This is a genomic window from Rhodococcus sp. OK302 (genome assembly GCF_002245895.1).
GTDB lineage: Bacteria > Actinomycetota > Actinomycetes > Mycobacteriales > Mycobacteriaceae > Rhodococcus_F.
Window position 1 is genome coordinate 1,158,498 of the sequence record NZ_NPJZ01000001.1, and the last position, 15,465, is coordinate 1,173,962.

10 protein-coding genes are annotated in these 15,465 nt (G+C 62.1%); 5 read left to right on the forward strand and 5 right to left on the reverse strand.

All coding sequences use genetic code 11. From position 1 onward, the window contains the following. Window positions 1-38: 38 nt before the first annotated feature. From BDB13_RS05230 to BDB13_RS05250, 5 genes are all read right to left on the reverse strand, one after another. The gene (locus BDB13_RS05230; RefSeq protein ID WP_254922720.1) at window positions 39-812 is read right to left on the reverse strand and encodes an ESX secretion-associated protein EspG; all 774 of its coding nucleotides are present in this window, start codon (window positions 810-812) and stop codon (window positions 39-41) included. A 47-nt stretch (window positions 813-859) separates the two neighbouring features. After that, on the reverse strand, window positions 860-2,137 hold the full coding sequence (locus BDB13_RS05235; protein ID WP_094270709.1) for a PPE domain-containing protein: 1,278 nt from the start codon (window positions 2,135-2,137) through the stop codon (window positions 860-862). Window positions 2,138-2,196: 59 nt separating this feature from the next. Continuing rightward, window positions 2,197-2,496: a PE domain-containing protein gene (locus BDB13_RS05240; protein WP_094270710.1), complete on the reverse strand. Its 300-nt coding sequence runs from the start codon at window positions 2,494-2,496 to the stop codon at window positions 2,197-2,199. 108 nt (window positions 2,497-2,604) lie between these two features. Further along, window positions 2,605-2,955: a metallopeptidase family protein gene (locus BDB13_RS05245; protein WP_094270711.1), complete on the reverse strand. Its 351-nt coding sequence runs from the start codon at window positions 2,953-2,955 to the stop codon at window positions 2,605-2,607. Between the two features lie 3 nt (window positions 2,956-2,958). Continuing rightward, a complete protein-coding gene (locus tag BDB13_RS05250; RefSeq protein WP_254922721.1) occupies window positions 2,959-4,053 on the reverse strand; it encodes a septum formation family protein in 1,095 nt (364 codons plus the stop codon). An 82-nt stretch (window positions 4,054-4,135) separates the two neighbouring features. Here BDB13_RS05250 and BDB13_RS05255 point away from each other — a divergent pair, with 82 nt between their 5' ends. The 5 genes from BDB13_RS05255 to BDB13_RS05275 all read left to right on the forward strand — a co-directional run bounded on the left by BDB13_RS05255 (window position 4,136) and on the right by BDB13_RS05275 (window position 15,429). Then, window positions 4,136-4,531: an ankyrin repeat domain-containing protein gene (locus BDB13_RS05255; RefSeq protein WP_094274692.1), complete on the forward strand. Its 396-nt coding sequence runs from the start codon at window positions 4,136-4,138 to the stop codon at window positions 4,529-4,531. A gap of 66 nt (window positions 4,532-4,597) precedes the next feature. Further along, window positions 4,598-5,851: a serine--tRNA ligase gene (gene serS / locus BDB13_RS05260; RefSeq protein WP_094270713.1), complete on the forward strand. Its 1,254-nt coding sequence runs from the start codon at window positions 4,598-4,600 to the stop codon at window positions 5,849-5,851. 458 nt (window positions 5,852-6,309) lie between these two features. After that, window positions 6,310-9,189 (forward strand): beta strand repeat-containing protein, encoded by a 2,880-nt coding sequence (locus tag BDB13_RS05265; protein WP_094270714.1) that lies wholly within the window; start codon window positions 6,310-6,312, stop codon window positions 9,187-9,189. An 86-nt stretch (window positions 9,190-9,275) separates the two neighbouring features. Further along, window positions 9,276-12,140 carry an Ig-like domain-containing protein gene (locus tag BDB13_RS05270; RefSeq protein WP_176459531.1) on the forward strand — a complete coding sequence of 955 codons (2,865 nt, stop codon included), beginning with the start codon at window positions 9,276-9,278 and terminating at the stop codon, window positions 12,138-12,140. A 139-nt stretch (window positions 12,141-12,279) separates the two neighbouring features. Further along, complete coding sequence (locus BDB13_RS05275) at window positions 12,280-15,429, forward strand: beta strand repeat-containing protein (RefSeq protein ID WP_176459532.1); 3,150 nt, start codon at window positions 12,280-12,282, stop codon at window positions 15,427-15,429. The last annotated feature ends 36 nt before the right edge of the window (window positions 15,430-15,465 follow it).

Sequence of the window (15,465 nt, forward strand, 5' to 3'; positions counted from 1 at the left end):
TGCGGTAGAACTCCGGGCGTTGAGGGGACCGCCCGAGGTTACCTGGGGGAGGTCGCTAAGCAGCTTTCCAGATTGGCTACCAGCATGTTTACTGCCTGGCGAAGTCGAGTTGGCGTTCCGGAACTGATCGAACTCCAGTCCGTGCCGTCGGCCGAAGTGCTCAATGACGAGACCAGGCGGCCAAAGGCGGTGTCGTAGACCGTCACAATTCCTACCGGGCTGTGCGCGGAATCGAGTACATGTGGAATGCCGGCAATCTCGTAAAATGCCGTGCAGGTGGTGATGGCGCGGCCGAGCTGACCGGCCTCGGTCGCCGGAACACCGCCCTGAAGAAGTGCTGAAACGACTGATTCTGTGTCGGGAGCGGCATCGAATGCGCCGGCCAGGGCCTGTGTCGGTGCGTTGATGACGGCGATTGGCATGGCATTCGACGGGCCCACCGTCCGCGCGATCGAATCGACGGGGCCGGAGTCGATGCTGCCGAGCGTAAACATTCCTTCTACTGCGTTGTAAGTTACTTCTACGCACAATGATTCATCTGCTGCGATGCATGCTCGGGTGATTGCTCCGGGGCCCTGACTGCGTACTGCGAGTTCCCACGACGGTCGCGTCAAGACCTGCAGCCTGGAGCCGAGGTCATGATGGATCTCTCCGTCGGGAAGCAGACCGCGTTCGCTCAATGACATAGCAGCCCTGCGCATTGATGCATCACGCTCGGCCGTGGAGCGCGCGCGGGCGGTCCCGCCGAGCGCGATCGGAAGCACATCGAGTCCGAGTCGTTCGCGGGTGTATTCGATCTCGGCTCCCGTCACACTGATAGGCGGTAAAGCGTCAGTGCTGGTTGATATCCCGAGGTCGATCATGGCTGAACGTCGTCATCGACAGCGCCGATCACCGACGGAATGACCGTCCGGCCGTCGGCAAAATGTTCGAAGTGTTTGAGGTAATCAGGGGTGTCGTGATCTTCGGCATCGTCGTCTGTTTTTGCAGCATGACGGCCGCCGCCCATCGGGGCGGACCCGGATCCCGGCAGGGCACGTGCGGGATCAGCGCGGACGGTATCGGTACGGAGAGCCTCGGCAGAGCCCGCGTTCATGACTGCGCCTGAAGGAGCTGCTGACGCGGCACGCGGCGTGATCTGGCTCGCGCTGCTGTCGACTCGTAGGGAGCTGCCGGCGCCGACTCCGCTGTTGGCAGCGGAGCTTGTACCGAAGGGGCTGGTTGCGGCGGCGGCGGTAGTAGCGGCTGCATGCCGGCCGGTGGTGCCGCCGGCTAGTCCGGTGAGGGCAGTCAGTGGTGAACTCAGCGGAGCGGCCGCGGCGGTGCCCAGCCCGCCTCCGAGCCCTGCGCCGGCTGATACGGCGCCGGCGGCGGTAACGGCGGCAGTCCCAGCGGCTGCGGCAGCGTTGGTGGCAGCTGCTGCGCCACCGAGAGCAGTGCCACCGAGAGCAGTACCGACCTGAGAAACGGCAGCGCCGAATACCGGGTTGGACACAACTGACGCGATTGCCGCCGCAGCGGTGCGAACCGGCTCGATGAAGGCACTGATCGGTGGCGGACCCACCATGGCAACCTGCCGGGTGTCTTGCGCGGCGATATCGGAGGTGGCGATGGACGGCGGCGGGTTGAATTCTTGCCGAACCGCAAGATGCGCTGACGCGGAATCGTAGATTTCCATCGCCGTCGCAGCTTGTATCTTGAGTAGTTCCGCGGCAGTCTCCGCAGCCGCAGCTGCACCGGTCAACGCGCCACCCAGGGAATACGCGGCTATTTTGGCCGTGTCTACTGCAACAATTTCCGGCAATGGCGGCATCATGACGGCCGCGACGGTGTACGCCGTCGCCTGAACCTGCGCTTTACCGCCAGTTGTCAGGGCGAGCGCTGCAGATTGTGCGGCCCACTCCTGGAAAGGCCCGAACTTGGTCAACGCGGCGTCAGCGGCATCACCGGACCAGCCGGTTCGTAGATTCGCCATCACCCGCGTGACCGTCGACGCCGTGTCTCCGAGTCCAGCTGCCACCGCAGACCAGGCGTCGCCGGCAACTGTCAGTGGTACCGGACCAGCACCGGCGATCAGGGCAGCCGAATTGGGCGCTGCGCCGCGTGGATACCAGATGACACCGGTGATGCCGACCATTTTTCTTCCCCCCAGGAAGTTGACTGCAAGTGCAAAATTAGTGCCGAAGTGCTGTGCGCTCAGACTGGTGCCGAAGCCAGATCCGCTTGTGCCCGCTGGTCCTCGAGCTGGTAGGCGGCGGCATGTCTACGAAGAGTTGCGGCCGCATTCTCGAGTTCGATGACAGCACGGTTCGCGGACGACGTGAGGCTGTCGGACGTCGAATTGAAGTAGTCGGCGGCGTTGGTGGACACCTCTTCAGAGCCGGCAGGCAGAACTTGACGGGCAGGACGCGTCGAAGAAACGACTCCGCGCAAGCGTTCGGATGCCGCTTCGAGTTCTGCGGCAGCTGCCAAGAGGGCATGAGGATCGACGTGCATAGTGCCGAACTCCTAGTTGACGGGGCCAATAATGTGCGAGACAAGACCCCGCATCAGATTAGATGCGTACGGGCGCGCATTGGTTCCCCGGAAAACGGACGAGTTTTTCTAGCCCCAGCCGAGTTCGTGCAGACGGTCCTCTTCGATTCCGAAATAGTGGGCGATCTCGTGAATGACCGTCACCGCCACCTCGTGCACGACTTCTTCTTCGGACTCACACATGTCGAGAATCGCGTCGCGATAGATGGTGACCGTGTCGGGCAGGTAGCCGCCGTACTGAGAATCGCGCTCGGTGAGAGCAATGCCCTGGTACAGCCCGAGGAGTCCCGGTTCCTCTTCGTCACGCGGTTCGACCAGCACAACGACGTTGTCGATGGCCTTCGTCAATTCCGGCGGAATGAGATCGAGAGCTTCGCCGACCAAGTCCTCGAACCGGTCGGCTGTCATGGTTACCGTCATGGTTTACGACGGAGGAGCTGCGCCGGGCAACGGCGTCGGCAAGGACCGACCTTCCGGTGCTGCGGGAGGCGGGACCGGAGCCACGCCGTTGATGAGAATCTCGCCCTTGGCGCTACCGGTGATGGCAGCGAACCCACCGGTTTCGACTTCCTTGCCGATGGAGCAGTTGACGCGTCGGCTGCCGGCAAGCCAGCTTTCCAACGCGATGTTGTCCCAGAACAAGGTCAGTGTCTTGTTGCGCAACGCTTCGGCCGAGCCCAAGTACTCGTTGGCGGCCTGAGTGCAGACACCTTCGAGGTACCGGTCTTGATCCTCGACTGACGGCATGGCGCCGGGAAACTGCGTGCCGAGGTCGATGACCGAGATGACCTCGTAGGCGTGCGGGCTCGCGCAGTCGACGGGATCAGTCGGCAGATTCTGATTGATTCCGATGCAGGTGCCGACGTCCCAGACATTCGACTGGTCCTGGTCGGCAACACGGCCCGCGAACGGCAGCAGCTCACCCGTCGTCGTCGAGAACTGCAGACCACAACGTAGTGAACGGTCACCCGATGACCATGCGGATTCGCTCGGGAACATCAGGCCGACGCTGAACTTGCCCTTGGGGTCGAACCGCGAGCCGAGGTACGAGTTGACGATCGGTGTGCAGTGCTCGTCTCGTAGTTCCGCGAACCGCAATGCTCCGGGGTAACGCGATCCGGGACCGAACTCGGCACCCGGGAAGACCGACAGATCGAGGGGGCCGGCAACTTCGAAACGGTGCACACTGTCGCAGGCGACCTTGGCCATGTCGGTGCGGTCGCCGCCTGACTCCGTCGCGGGAGTCCAATTCAGGCAATCGCCTGCTCCCGCCGAGGTGAAGGCGTTTTCGTTGGCCGAACCCGTCGCCGGAGTGCCACCCCCGCCGATGGTGACGGCAGGCTTGTCGTTCTGGCTCATCCCGCCGGAAATGGCGATTGTCGCAATGGCAGCAACAACCGCACCCACAGCGACCGCAGCCAGAACGCGCCTGGTTCGGTTGGCGGAGACAGTTTTCTTCTCCGGCAAGCCCGAAGGGCCTGCGGGATCGGACGGCATCTCGATCTTGTCTTCAGACATCGATTCCATCATGCCTGCTTCCACGGCGATTCCGAACCTTCATCGCAAAACGCTCGTGTCGGTGATCTGTACTTTCGTAGTCATGGACGACAACACCCCGCTGGATCCCGACGCAATCGAACTCGCCGGACGAGTTTTCGACATGGCCCGCACCGGCGACGCAGCCACCTTGGCGTCGTACGTCGATGCCGGAATTCCGGTCGATTTGACCAACGAGAGTGGCGACACGCTGGTGATGTTGGCCGCATATCACGGACACGCCGACGCCGTCGTCGCTCTCATCGAGCGCGGCGCCGACGTGAATCGCGCCAACGACAAGAACCAGACACCACTCGCCGGGGCCGTCTTCAAAGGCGAGGACGCCGTGGTGAAAGCGCTGGTGAGCGGGGGAGCGGACCCACGCGGTGGACATCCGACGGCGATCGATGCAGCGCGCATGTTCGGCCGTGAGGACTATCTGAGCCTGCTGGAATCCTGACTTTCCCCGGCGCCGGCGTGGACGTGACCGTCGGCGACCTGGGGAGAGTGGGTAAAGTTCCGAGTCGTGATTGACCTCAAGTTCCTCCGCGAGAATCCCGAAATCGTCCGCGAGTCGCAGCGCACCCGTGGAGAAGATCCCGGACTGGTCGATGCCCTCCTGGAAGCCGACGCGTCCCGACGCGCCGCTGTGTTGACCGGAGACAATCTCCGCGCCGAGCAGAAGGCCTTCGGCAAGAAGGTCGGGCAGGCAACTCCGGAGGAGCGTCCGGCGCTGCTCGAGGGTTCCAAAGAGCTCGCCGCCAAGGTCAAGGAAGCCGAAGCCTCGCAACATGCCGCGCAGGCTGCACTCGACGCCGCGCATCGCGCGATCTCGAACATCGTCCAGGACGGTGCCCCGGCCGGTGGAGAAGACGATTACATAGTTCTCGAACATGTCGGTGAGATCCCGACGTTCGACTTCGAACCGAAAGATCATCTCGAACTCGGTGAATCGCTGAAGCTCATCGACATGGAGCGAGGCGCGAAGGTTTCCGGTTCGCGTTTCTACTTCATGACCGGCTACGGAGCTCTCCTCCAACTCGGATTGCTGCAGCTCGCTGCGCAGAAGGCCGTCGCCAACGGTTTCACGATGATGATTCCGCCGGTGCTCGTGCGCCCCGAGATCATGGCCGGTACCGGCTTCCTCGGCGCTCACGCGGACGAGATTTACCACCTGGAGGAAGACGACCTCTACCTCGTCGGCACCTCTGAGGTGCCGATGGCCGGCTACCACTCGGGTGAGATTCTCGAACTGAACGAAGGCCCGAAGCGTTACGCCGGTTGGTCCTCGTGCTTCCGCCGCGAAGCCGGAAGCTACGGCAAGGACACGCGTGGCATCATTCGCGTCCACCAGTTCGACAAGGTCGAAATGTTCACCTACTGCCGACCGGAGGATGCCGACGCCGAGCATCAGCGTCTCCTCGGTTGGGAGCGGGACATGTTGGACGCCATGGAAATTCCGTACCGCGTCATCGACGTCGCCGGCGGAGATCTCGGTTCCTCGGCTGCCCGTAAGTTCGACTGCGAAGCGTGGGTTCCGACGCAGCAGGCTTACCGTGAGCTGACTTCGACGTCCAACTGCACCACTTTCCAGGCCCGGCGGCTCGGAGTTCGGTACCGCGACGAGAACGGCAAGCCTCAGACGGCCGCAACTCTCAACGGCACTTTGGCTACGACGCGTTGGATCGTGTCGATCCTCGAAAATCACCAGCAGGCTGACGGCACCGTTCGAGTGCCTGCGGCGTTGGTGCCCTTCGTCGGCACGGATGTCTTGCGCTGACGCACTGAGAACTGAAAAAGGTTGAGGCCGCAGCGTTTTCGCTGCGGCCTTAACTGTGTCCGCAGTAGACGTGAAGTGCGCCAATCGAGAATAGTAGTGAAACAGGTTTCACTTTTATGATTTGATCCGAACCGTCCGGTTCGTAGCGGGTAAATCTCGGTAATTTTGCATTAACCGGCGAGGTTCCACGCAATTCTCTTGCGGAAGGGCTTCACTCTTTCATGTGCGTGCCACCGCTCTTACCAGGAACTATGTGCAGATTCGTAAACCGAACTGCCGGTATCCGTGGCGTTAACAGCGGAATGGCCATAAATGGAATGCATTTTCCGTGTTTTTACACTTACCGGGCATTAAAGTGACTGAAATTGGCACAGGTACTAGTTTTGCCCGCTACTCTGTTATTCAACTGTTATTAACAACTCTTTACCAACTCGTCCGTCTGCTCTGAAAGAGAGTCAATGTCAACTTCTCTCATCCGGCGCTGCGCAGCACCGGTCACCGGTGCTGCGCTCGTGGCCGGGATGCTCCTCGTCGGAAGCGCTCAAGCTTCGGCGCAGGTCACCACCACCAGCTTCAAGAGTTCGTGCCAAGCTTCGGCTGCGATCACGGTCCACAAAACCAAGGACGACTCGGTCATCATCGACGCTCCGGTGTCGGTGAAATCCGGCGACAACTTCACCTTCCGGATCCAGCCCGGTTCCGCCTCGTATCCGAACAGCGATTCAGGCGCCACCACGACCAACCTTTCACGGCTCAAATTCGACTTCGATGTCCCCAACAACACGACCTTCGTGAAGGCCACTGTTGTACCGGGTACCGGAATCAACCTCGGCGGTGTTGCAGCCAACCTGCTGCAGGTCAACACCGGAGGTGTGCCGGACGCAACCGGTACGGTGCTGCGATTGTCCGGAAACAATCAGGTGATCGCCAACGGCACCTCGAACAGCACAGGCGGTGAGGGTGGAATCGTCGCCCCCAAGCTGAAGAAGAACCTGGACGGCAGCAGCAATGGCAACGGTGACAGTTGGTTCCAGATGCCGGCCGTCGATGTCACGGTGAAAGCCGGCGTCGCCGGTACTGCAATTACCCCGAAGGTTCGTACCGGTGGCAACGCCGCCAATTACAACGACGACCAGAACTTCAGTACTCAGTTGGCGCAGGCAACGTTTCTGGGAGGTACGCAGTGGGCGCCCACCCGTTGCACGCCTCGAGATTCTTCCAGTGCGGGATTGAACAAAGGCGCCGGTGTGCTCGCCACCATCGATGTGACTCCCGCTGACGCGACTACCACCACCACCTTGGACGCACCGACCATCTCGAGTGTCGGCGCCGAGATCACGCTGTCCGCTTCGGTAGCGCCCAGCCCTGCCGGTGGAACCGTGCAGTTCAAGGACGGTGAAACCGATCTAGGCGCGCCGATCGCGGTGAGCGGCGGTACGGCGTCGATGCCGTACACCTTCACCACTACCGGTGCCCATAGCGTCACCGCAGTGTTCAGTGGCGTCGACGGTTTCGGTGGATCGACTTCAGCCGCGACGGTAGTCAACGTGGCCATCGCCAGCGCGCCGACCACGACGACGCTGACTGCGCCGGCCGAGGTCGCAACGGGTGCTTCGATCGACCTGAAGGCAAACGTCTCGCCTGCCCCCGCCGGTGGAACCGTGCAGTTCAAGGACGGTGCCAACAACATCGGCGGACCGCGTCCCGTAATCGGCGGCAATGCCGCACTCTCGCAGGCGTTCTCGACCCCGGGTGCGCATCAGGTCACCGCTGTCTACAGCGGTGCCACGGGTTTTGCGACATCAACCTCCGCGCCTGCAACCGTGACGGTCAGTGTTCCGGACTCGGCTACCACTACGGTGCTCAACCTTCCGGGTACGGCCGCGACCGGTAGTACGTTCAACGTGTCCGCTTCGGTCTCGCCGGCCCCCACTGCCGGAACGGTGCAGTTCAAGGACAGCAACGACAACCTCGGTGCGCCAGTCGTTTTGGTCAACGGATTTGCATCCATGACGCAGTCCTTTGCTACGCCGGGTTCACATTCGATCACCGCCGTGTTCTCGGGTGCCCCGGGCTTCGGAACTTCCACCTCGCCGGCCAAGAACATCACGATCGACGACACCGTCAAGGGAACCGTCACGACGGCAACAGTTCCGGGTAGCGCTGCCAAGGGCGCAGCAGTTGACCTGCGCGCCGACGTTGTACCCGTGCCCGCCGGCGGAACCGTGCAGTTTGCGGCTGACGGTATCCCGATCGGTGATCCGGTTGGGCTCGATGCCGGCCACGCCGTTCTGTCCTACGGCTTCCACAGCGCCGGAACGCATTCCGTGACGGCAACTTACTCGGGGGATCCGACCTTCGCCGGTTCGACCTCAGCTGCTCAGACCATTTCGGTGACCTCTTCCGATATCGGCACGGCTACCACCGTTACGGCCCCGGCCACCGCGTCGACCGGAAAGGCAGTGCAGCTGACGGCAACCACGACGCCGGCTCCCGCCGGTGGAACGGTGCAGTTCAAGGACGGCGGCGTGCTGATCGGCGCACCGACCAAGTCAGTGAACGGCACGGCATCCATCTCGCATGTGTTCGCTGATGCGGGCCCGCATTCGATCACAGCAGTCTTCAGTGGGGGCGTCGGCTTCGACGGATCCACCGCGCCGGCTGTGAACGTCGACGTCTCTGTCGCCGATCAGGGCACCGTGACGCTTCTCAGCGTTCCCGGAGAAGCCAAGACCGGTGTCGCAACACCGATGTGGGCCTCGGTATTCGAGCTTCCGGGTGGCGAGCTGGTTTCCACGGGCGGAACTGTTCAGTTCAAGGACGGCGATACCGCGCTGGGTGCACCGATTGCAGTGGTCAACGGAGTTGCCACTCTGAACCAGACCTTCTCGAGCGTGGGCGCGCATCAGATCTCCGCAGTGTTCTCCGGTGGCTCTGGACGTACCGGTTCCACAGCTGACGGACGCACGGTCAACGTCACCGCGACTTTGGTCAGTGACATCTCCACCGCAACGATTCTGACGGCTCCCGACTCGGCTACCGTCGGCGATCAGGTCACCGTGAGTGCCAACGTCGTTGCCTCCGCCGTCGCCAACGGAACCGTGCAGTTCATGGACGGAGAAACCCCTCTCGGTGAGTCGGTTGCATTGGTGAACGGTGTTGCAACACTGACTCATACGTTCCCGAGCGCCGGTACACATGCCATCACCGCCGTCTACAGCGGCGCCCAGGGATTCACAACGTCGACGTCTTCGGCTTCGACGTTGACGATCACTGCTGCAACCACCGGTGGCGGCACCGGCGGCGGAAGCGCCGACTTCCTGCCGTTCGGTTCGTGAACAACATGAAATTTCGATCAGGCCAACGGCCGTCAGTCTCAGTAGGAGTCCCATGTGCATCCGTGAATCAAGTTGGAGGAGTGTCGATGTCGTCTAACTCGATACGTCGTGGCGCGGGCGTCGTTCTGGCGTCGGCAATTGTGGGTAGCGGATTGGTGTTTGCGGGGGTGGTCTCGGCTGCGCCGTTGACGTCACCTTCGGTGGATACGAACGCGAATTTCAACTTCGCTTGCAGCGTGTACGAGTTCCCCGCCATCAGCCAGGGCGACGAGACTTTCGCGACCAGTGTGAAGGTGAACGCACCCGACAAGGTCGTCGAGAAAACGTCGTTCACCTACACGTTGCAGCCGGGCTCAATGAAGGCGAACTCCGGCGGCCATGCAGGCCGTTCCGGTGTGTCGTGGACGAGGATGAAGTACGACATCGACCTGCCCGCCGGGGTCACGGTGACCGATTACAAGCTGGTGGCCGGAACTTCTTCCGGGCTGTCCGGTGTCGCGCCCTCGGTGATCCGTATCAACAACGACGGTTCACCCGACGCGACAGGTACGCACCTGCGGATTTCGGGCAACAACGAGACCGCTGATTCCAACAACGGAGGCGGAAACGGTCCGAGCGTGAGCAAGAACGGTGCGGGCGGCATGGAGGTCACCGCGGGTGGCAGCTTCACCTTGCCGGCGGTCGAGGTGACGGTGACTGCCGGTGCTGCCGGTACGACCATCAAGCCCGCGCTACGTATCAGCGACGGCGGAGCTTCGAATTCGGCGAAGAATCCGCTGACGTTCTTGCAGCGTGAGAAGGACTTTGTCAATATCGCGTATTGGGAACGGTTCAACTGCAACGCAGCCGGTGCCGGTGCTTCCGCGTTGAAGACGATCAATGTTGTTGCCCTGAATCAGACTTCGACAACAGTTGCGGCGCCGGCAGCGGCGACGACCGGTGTGTCGGTGGATCTGAAGGCGACTGTCGCGCCGGCTCCGAACGGTGGTTCGGTGCAGTTCAAGGACGGCGGAACCAATATCGGTTCCGCGGTGACGGTGACGAACGGTGTTGCAACACTGCCACATACCTTCAATGCCGTAGGTGCACATGCGATTACCGCCGTGTACGACGGAGTCCTCGAGTTTGCCGGTTCCACTTCCGCGCCGCAGACCGTGAACGTCGACATTCCGGCAGTTACGACCGGCACCACGCTCAACGTGCCGGCCAACGCGTCGACGGATAATGCCGTAGATCTGACTGCGTACGTCAGCCCTACTCCGACTGGCGGAACCGTGCAGTTCAAGGACGGCACAACGTTGATCGGCAGCCCGGTCAACGTTACGGATGGCGCTGCGACGCTGTCGTATGCCTTCCCCTCAGCCGGTGAGCATTCTGTAACTGCGATTTTCTCCGGAGTCAGCGGTTTTGCCAGCTCAACCTCGGATGCTCAGTCGGTTTCGGTCGTCAAGTCGCTGGTGAACACCACGACCACTCTGACGGCTCCCGCAACAGCCGCTACCGGTAAGGCAGTTGACCTGACGGCAGCAGTGACGCCCGCAGATGCCGGCGGCACCGTGCAGTTCAAGGACGGCGGCATCCCCATCGGCGGCCCGGTAGCAGTGGTTGGCGGTGGCGCAACGTTGTCCCATACCTTCGAAGCCGACGGTGACCACAGCATTACTGCGATGTACTCGGGCAATGCGGACTTTGCGAGCTCCGTATCGACGGCTTCGTCTGTAGCGGTTACTGATTCGACAGTGTCCACCGCGACGACCTTGGTGGCACCCGCTACGGCTGCTACCGGTACTGCTGTTGATCTGACAGCAACCGTTGCTCCGACTCCGGAAGGCGGCACCGTTCAGTTCAAGGACGGCGCAACCAATATCGGTGGCGAAATTGCCGTAGCCAACGGCAAGGCAACACTGTCACATGCCTTCACCACCAATGGCGTACACAGCATTTCGGCCGTGTACTCCGGAGTTGCCGGATTCCGCAGCTCGATCGCGGCACCCAAGAACATCACTGCGTCCACAGCCGTCGTTTCCTCGAACACCACACTGACGGCGCCCGCAACGGCTACGACGGGTGGGGCCGTGGATCTGACTGCGGCTGTCGCACCGGCATCGACCGGCGGAACGGTGCAGTTCAAGGACGGTGACGCCTACATCGGTGCGCCGGTGAACGTGGTAAACGGTTCTGCAACACTGAAATACACGTTCAGCACTGCCGGAACGCGCAACGTCACCGCCGTGTACTCGGGTGCCGCGAATATCAGTGGCTCCACCTCGACGGCACAGTCCGTCAATGTGAGCGTCGCCGACTTCGGAACAGTGACCCTGCTCAGTGTCCCCGGCGAAGCGAAGACCGGTGTCGCAACCGACCTTTGGGCAAGTGTGCGAACCACCGCCGGTGATGCAGTTACCGGAGTCGGCACCGTTCAGTTCTTCGACGGCGGTGTTGCCATCGGTGATCCCGAGGCTGTGACCAATGGTTCGGCAGGACGTAGTCACACGTTCAGCACTGCCGGTACGCACAACATCACCGCCAAATACACCGGCGGCGCCGGTTACGTCGATTCCTCGGCGCAGGCTCGTTCGGTGAACGTCACGGTTCCGGCCTCCACCGATATCGCCACCGCAACCGGGCTCAGCGCTCCGGGATCGGTAACGATCAATCAGTCCGTCGTACTGTCGGCATCGGTTACCGCAGTGTCCAACGGTGGCACCGTGCAGTTCATGGACGGCGACGCTCCGCTCGGTGAAGCCGTTGCCGTAGTCAACGGCACCGCAACCCTGAACCACACTTTCACGTCGTCCGGAGTTCATTCGGTGACGGCCGTGTTCAGTGGCGCCGAGGGCTTCAAGGCGTCGACGTCAGATGTTCGGATCGTTCAGGTGAACGATGCGCCCACCGATAACGGTGGCACCGGCGGAACCGGCTCACTGGGTGGCCTTCCCTTCGGATCCTGATCGACCTTGCCGTGCGCCTTCATTGACTGAGATCAGGCAATGAGGGCGCACGGCATTTTTGGTACAACTTGCCCGAGCAGTTTCGATTTCCGTCGGACCTCCGATGGATACAGATTTAAGTTTCAGCTACTGCACCGCAATGAGAGGCTCGAAGAACTTGAAGAACAAGAACCTGCGTCGGCTGTTAGCCGGCGCTAGTACCGCAGCGATAGCGGTGGGTTTTGCCACATCGTTCGGTGTCATGGCTGCATCCACTGCATCTGCTGATCCCGTGAGCAAGTCGACAACATCCGGCGGTTGGACGTTCAACCGAACGATCAGCAACGGAACCCCCGCCCATGGCGAGGTGATCACAGTCACCAACAACGTCCATATGAACAGCGGCAACGCTCCGATCATCAGCGCCTTCAAGGACATCCACCCGGCCTGCCTCACCTACGTCGGAGGTTCGGCAAAAGTCAACGGAAGCACCGTCACTGCCAGCAATTCTGGCACCGGCGTGAACATGACGGGCTCGTGGAGCCTCAACACTGGGAAGAGGGACATCAGCTACACGCTCAGCTACACCGTCGGCACGAGCTGTGTCCTCGGCGCAGTCCAGACAACAGGGGCCGGCCTCAGTTCGACCCTGTTTTTGGGCACCGAGACCGCCGACACGGGTCCGTCTATCACCGCCAAGATTGCGACAGTGACCACCCTCGTCGTGGCTCCCGCCCCGCAGGCCACGTCCGTATCCGCACTGACGGCCACCGTCACCGCCGGAGCTACCGGCAACGTGGAGTTCTCCAACAACGGCACCCTCCTGGGCACCGGCACGATCGCCAACGGCGTCGCCGCGTACGCGTGGACCCCGGTCGCCGCCGACGCCGGCAAGCCGTTCTCGATCACGGCGAAATACCTCAGCGATGCCCTCAATGCAACGTCGACCTCGGTTCCGCAGACCGGCACCGTGGCCGCGGCCCCGACCGCACCCGCCGCGCCGACCGCTCTGGTCGTCAACCCGGCCTCTGTCACCATTGGTGGCACCGTGACTGTCTCCGGCAAGGCCGAGGCTAAGTCCACGGTCAAGGTCACCGCCGGTGACAAGACCTGCACCGCAACTGCCGACAATGCGGGCGCCTTCAGCTGCGACATCGTCACCAGCGCGGCCGGTCCATTGACTGTCACCGCAGCAGCTACCAACGCTATTGGTACCGGTCCCGCCTCCGCCCCGGTCACCTTCGACGTCACCAAGCACGCCTCGACCACCGGCCTCGCGGTCTCCCCAGCCCCGCAGTCCGATGCCGCCTCGACGCTGACGGCCACCGTCACCGCCGGAGCTACCGGCACCGTCGAGTTCTCCAACAACAACACCCTCCTGGGCACCGGCACGATCGCCAACGGCACCGCGACCTACGCGTGGACCCCGTCCGCCGCCGACGCTGGTCAGCCGTTCTCGCTGACCGCGAAGTACCTGGGTGACGCCACTCATGCGGAGTCGACGTCGGCACCGCAGACCGGAACCGTCACCGCCGCCCCGACTGCACCGGCCGCGCCGACCGACGTGGTTGCTGCTCCGGCTTCTGTTGTTGCCGGTGGGGCTGTGACTGTGTCGGGTAAGGCTGAGGCTGGTTCTTCTGTGACTGTTTCTGCGGGTGACATGACGTGCACGGCTACGGCTGATGCTGCCGGTACTTTCAGTTGCGACATTGCCACCAGTGTGGCCGGTACGTTGACGGTTACTGCGGTTGCTGCCAATGCTGTTGGTGTAAGCGCTGTTTCGGTTCCAGTGTCGGTGACTGTTACCGCGGTTCCGACGGTGCCGGCTGCGCCGACCGAGTTGGTTGCTGCTCCGGCTTCTGTTGTTGCCGGTGGGGCTGTGACTGTGTCGGGTAAGGCTGAGGCTGGTTCTTCTGTGACTGTTTCTGCGGGTGACGTGACGTGCACGGCTACGGCTGATGCTGCGGGTGCGTTCAGTTGTGACATCGTGACCAGTGTGGCCGGTACGTTGACTGTTACTGCGGTTGCTGCCAATGCTGTTGGTGTCGGTCCTGTTTCGTCTCCGGTGTCGGTGACTGTTACCGCGGTTCCGACGGTGCCGGCTGCGCCGACCGACGTGGTTGCTACTCCGGCTTCGGTTGTTGCCGGTGGGGCTGTGACTGTTTCGGGTAAGGCTGAAGCCAACTCCACGGTGACTGTTTCTGCGGGTGAGGAGACGTGCACTGCTACGGCTGATGCTGCGGGTGCGTTCAGTTGCGACATCGTGACCAGTGTGGCCGGTACGTTGACGGTTACTGCGGTTGCTGCCAATGCTGTTGGTGTCGGTCCTGTTTCGTCTCCGGTGTCGGTGACTGTTACTGCGGTTCCGACGGTGCCGGCTGCGCCGACCGAGTTGGTTGCTGCTCCGGCTTCTGTTGTTGCCGGTGGGGCTGTGACTGTGTCGGGTAAGGCTGAGGCTGGTTCGACGGTGACTGTTTCTGCTGGTGACAAGACTTGCATTGCTACTGCTGATGCTGCGGGTGCGTTCAGTTGCGACATCGTGACCAGTGTGGCCGGTACGTTGACTGTGACTGCGGTTGCGGCTAATGCTGTTGGTGCCGGTCCTGTTTCGGCTGCGGTGTCGGTGACGGTGACTGCGGTTCCGGTTGTTGATTCGACCTCGACGACGGTGCTCAGCGTTGCCGGTGAGGCGAAGGTCGGTGTAGCACTGGATCTTTCTGCTGCTGTTGCCGGTCAGCCTTCAGGTGAGCCCGTGCCGTCCGGTGGCACGGTGGACTTCAAGGTCAACGGTTCCAAGGTCGGGTCGGCTCCCGTAGTCAACGGTGCAGCGACGTACTCGCACACGTTCAACACTGCCGGTTCGGCGACTGTAACTGCTGTGTACAGCGGCTTGGGTACGTTGGCTGGTTCAACGTCGAACGACGCTCCGGTCAATGTCACTGAGGTGACGCCGGTTGAGGTGGAGACGACAACGACGTTGACGGTTCCGGCGTCCGGTGTTGTGGGAACTGCTGTGCAGTTGAAGGCGAATGTTTCGCCTTTGGGCAGCGTTGGCACGGTGCAGTTCTTCGAGGGTGATGTTGCCTTGGGTGCTGCTGTTGACGTGAAGAACGGTGCGGCTGTTGCCAATTACAACTTCACCACTACGGGGAAGCATTCGATCACCGCGGTGTTCAGTGGTGGCCCCGGACTGAAGACGTCGACCTCGGCGGTGTCGGTTATCGACATCAGCGCCGTGGACGACGGCAACGGTGGCGGCAACGCTGGAACGGGTAGCTTGTCCGGCCTGGGAGGCCTGTTCGGCTCCTAAGCTCTCACACAAAAGTAGGGGTGCCGGTCGCGAGAC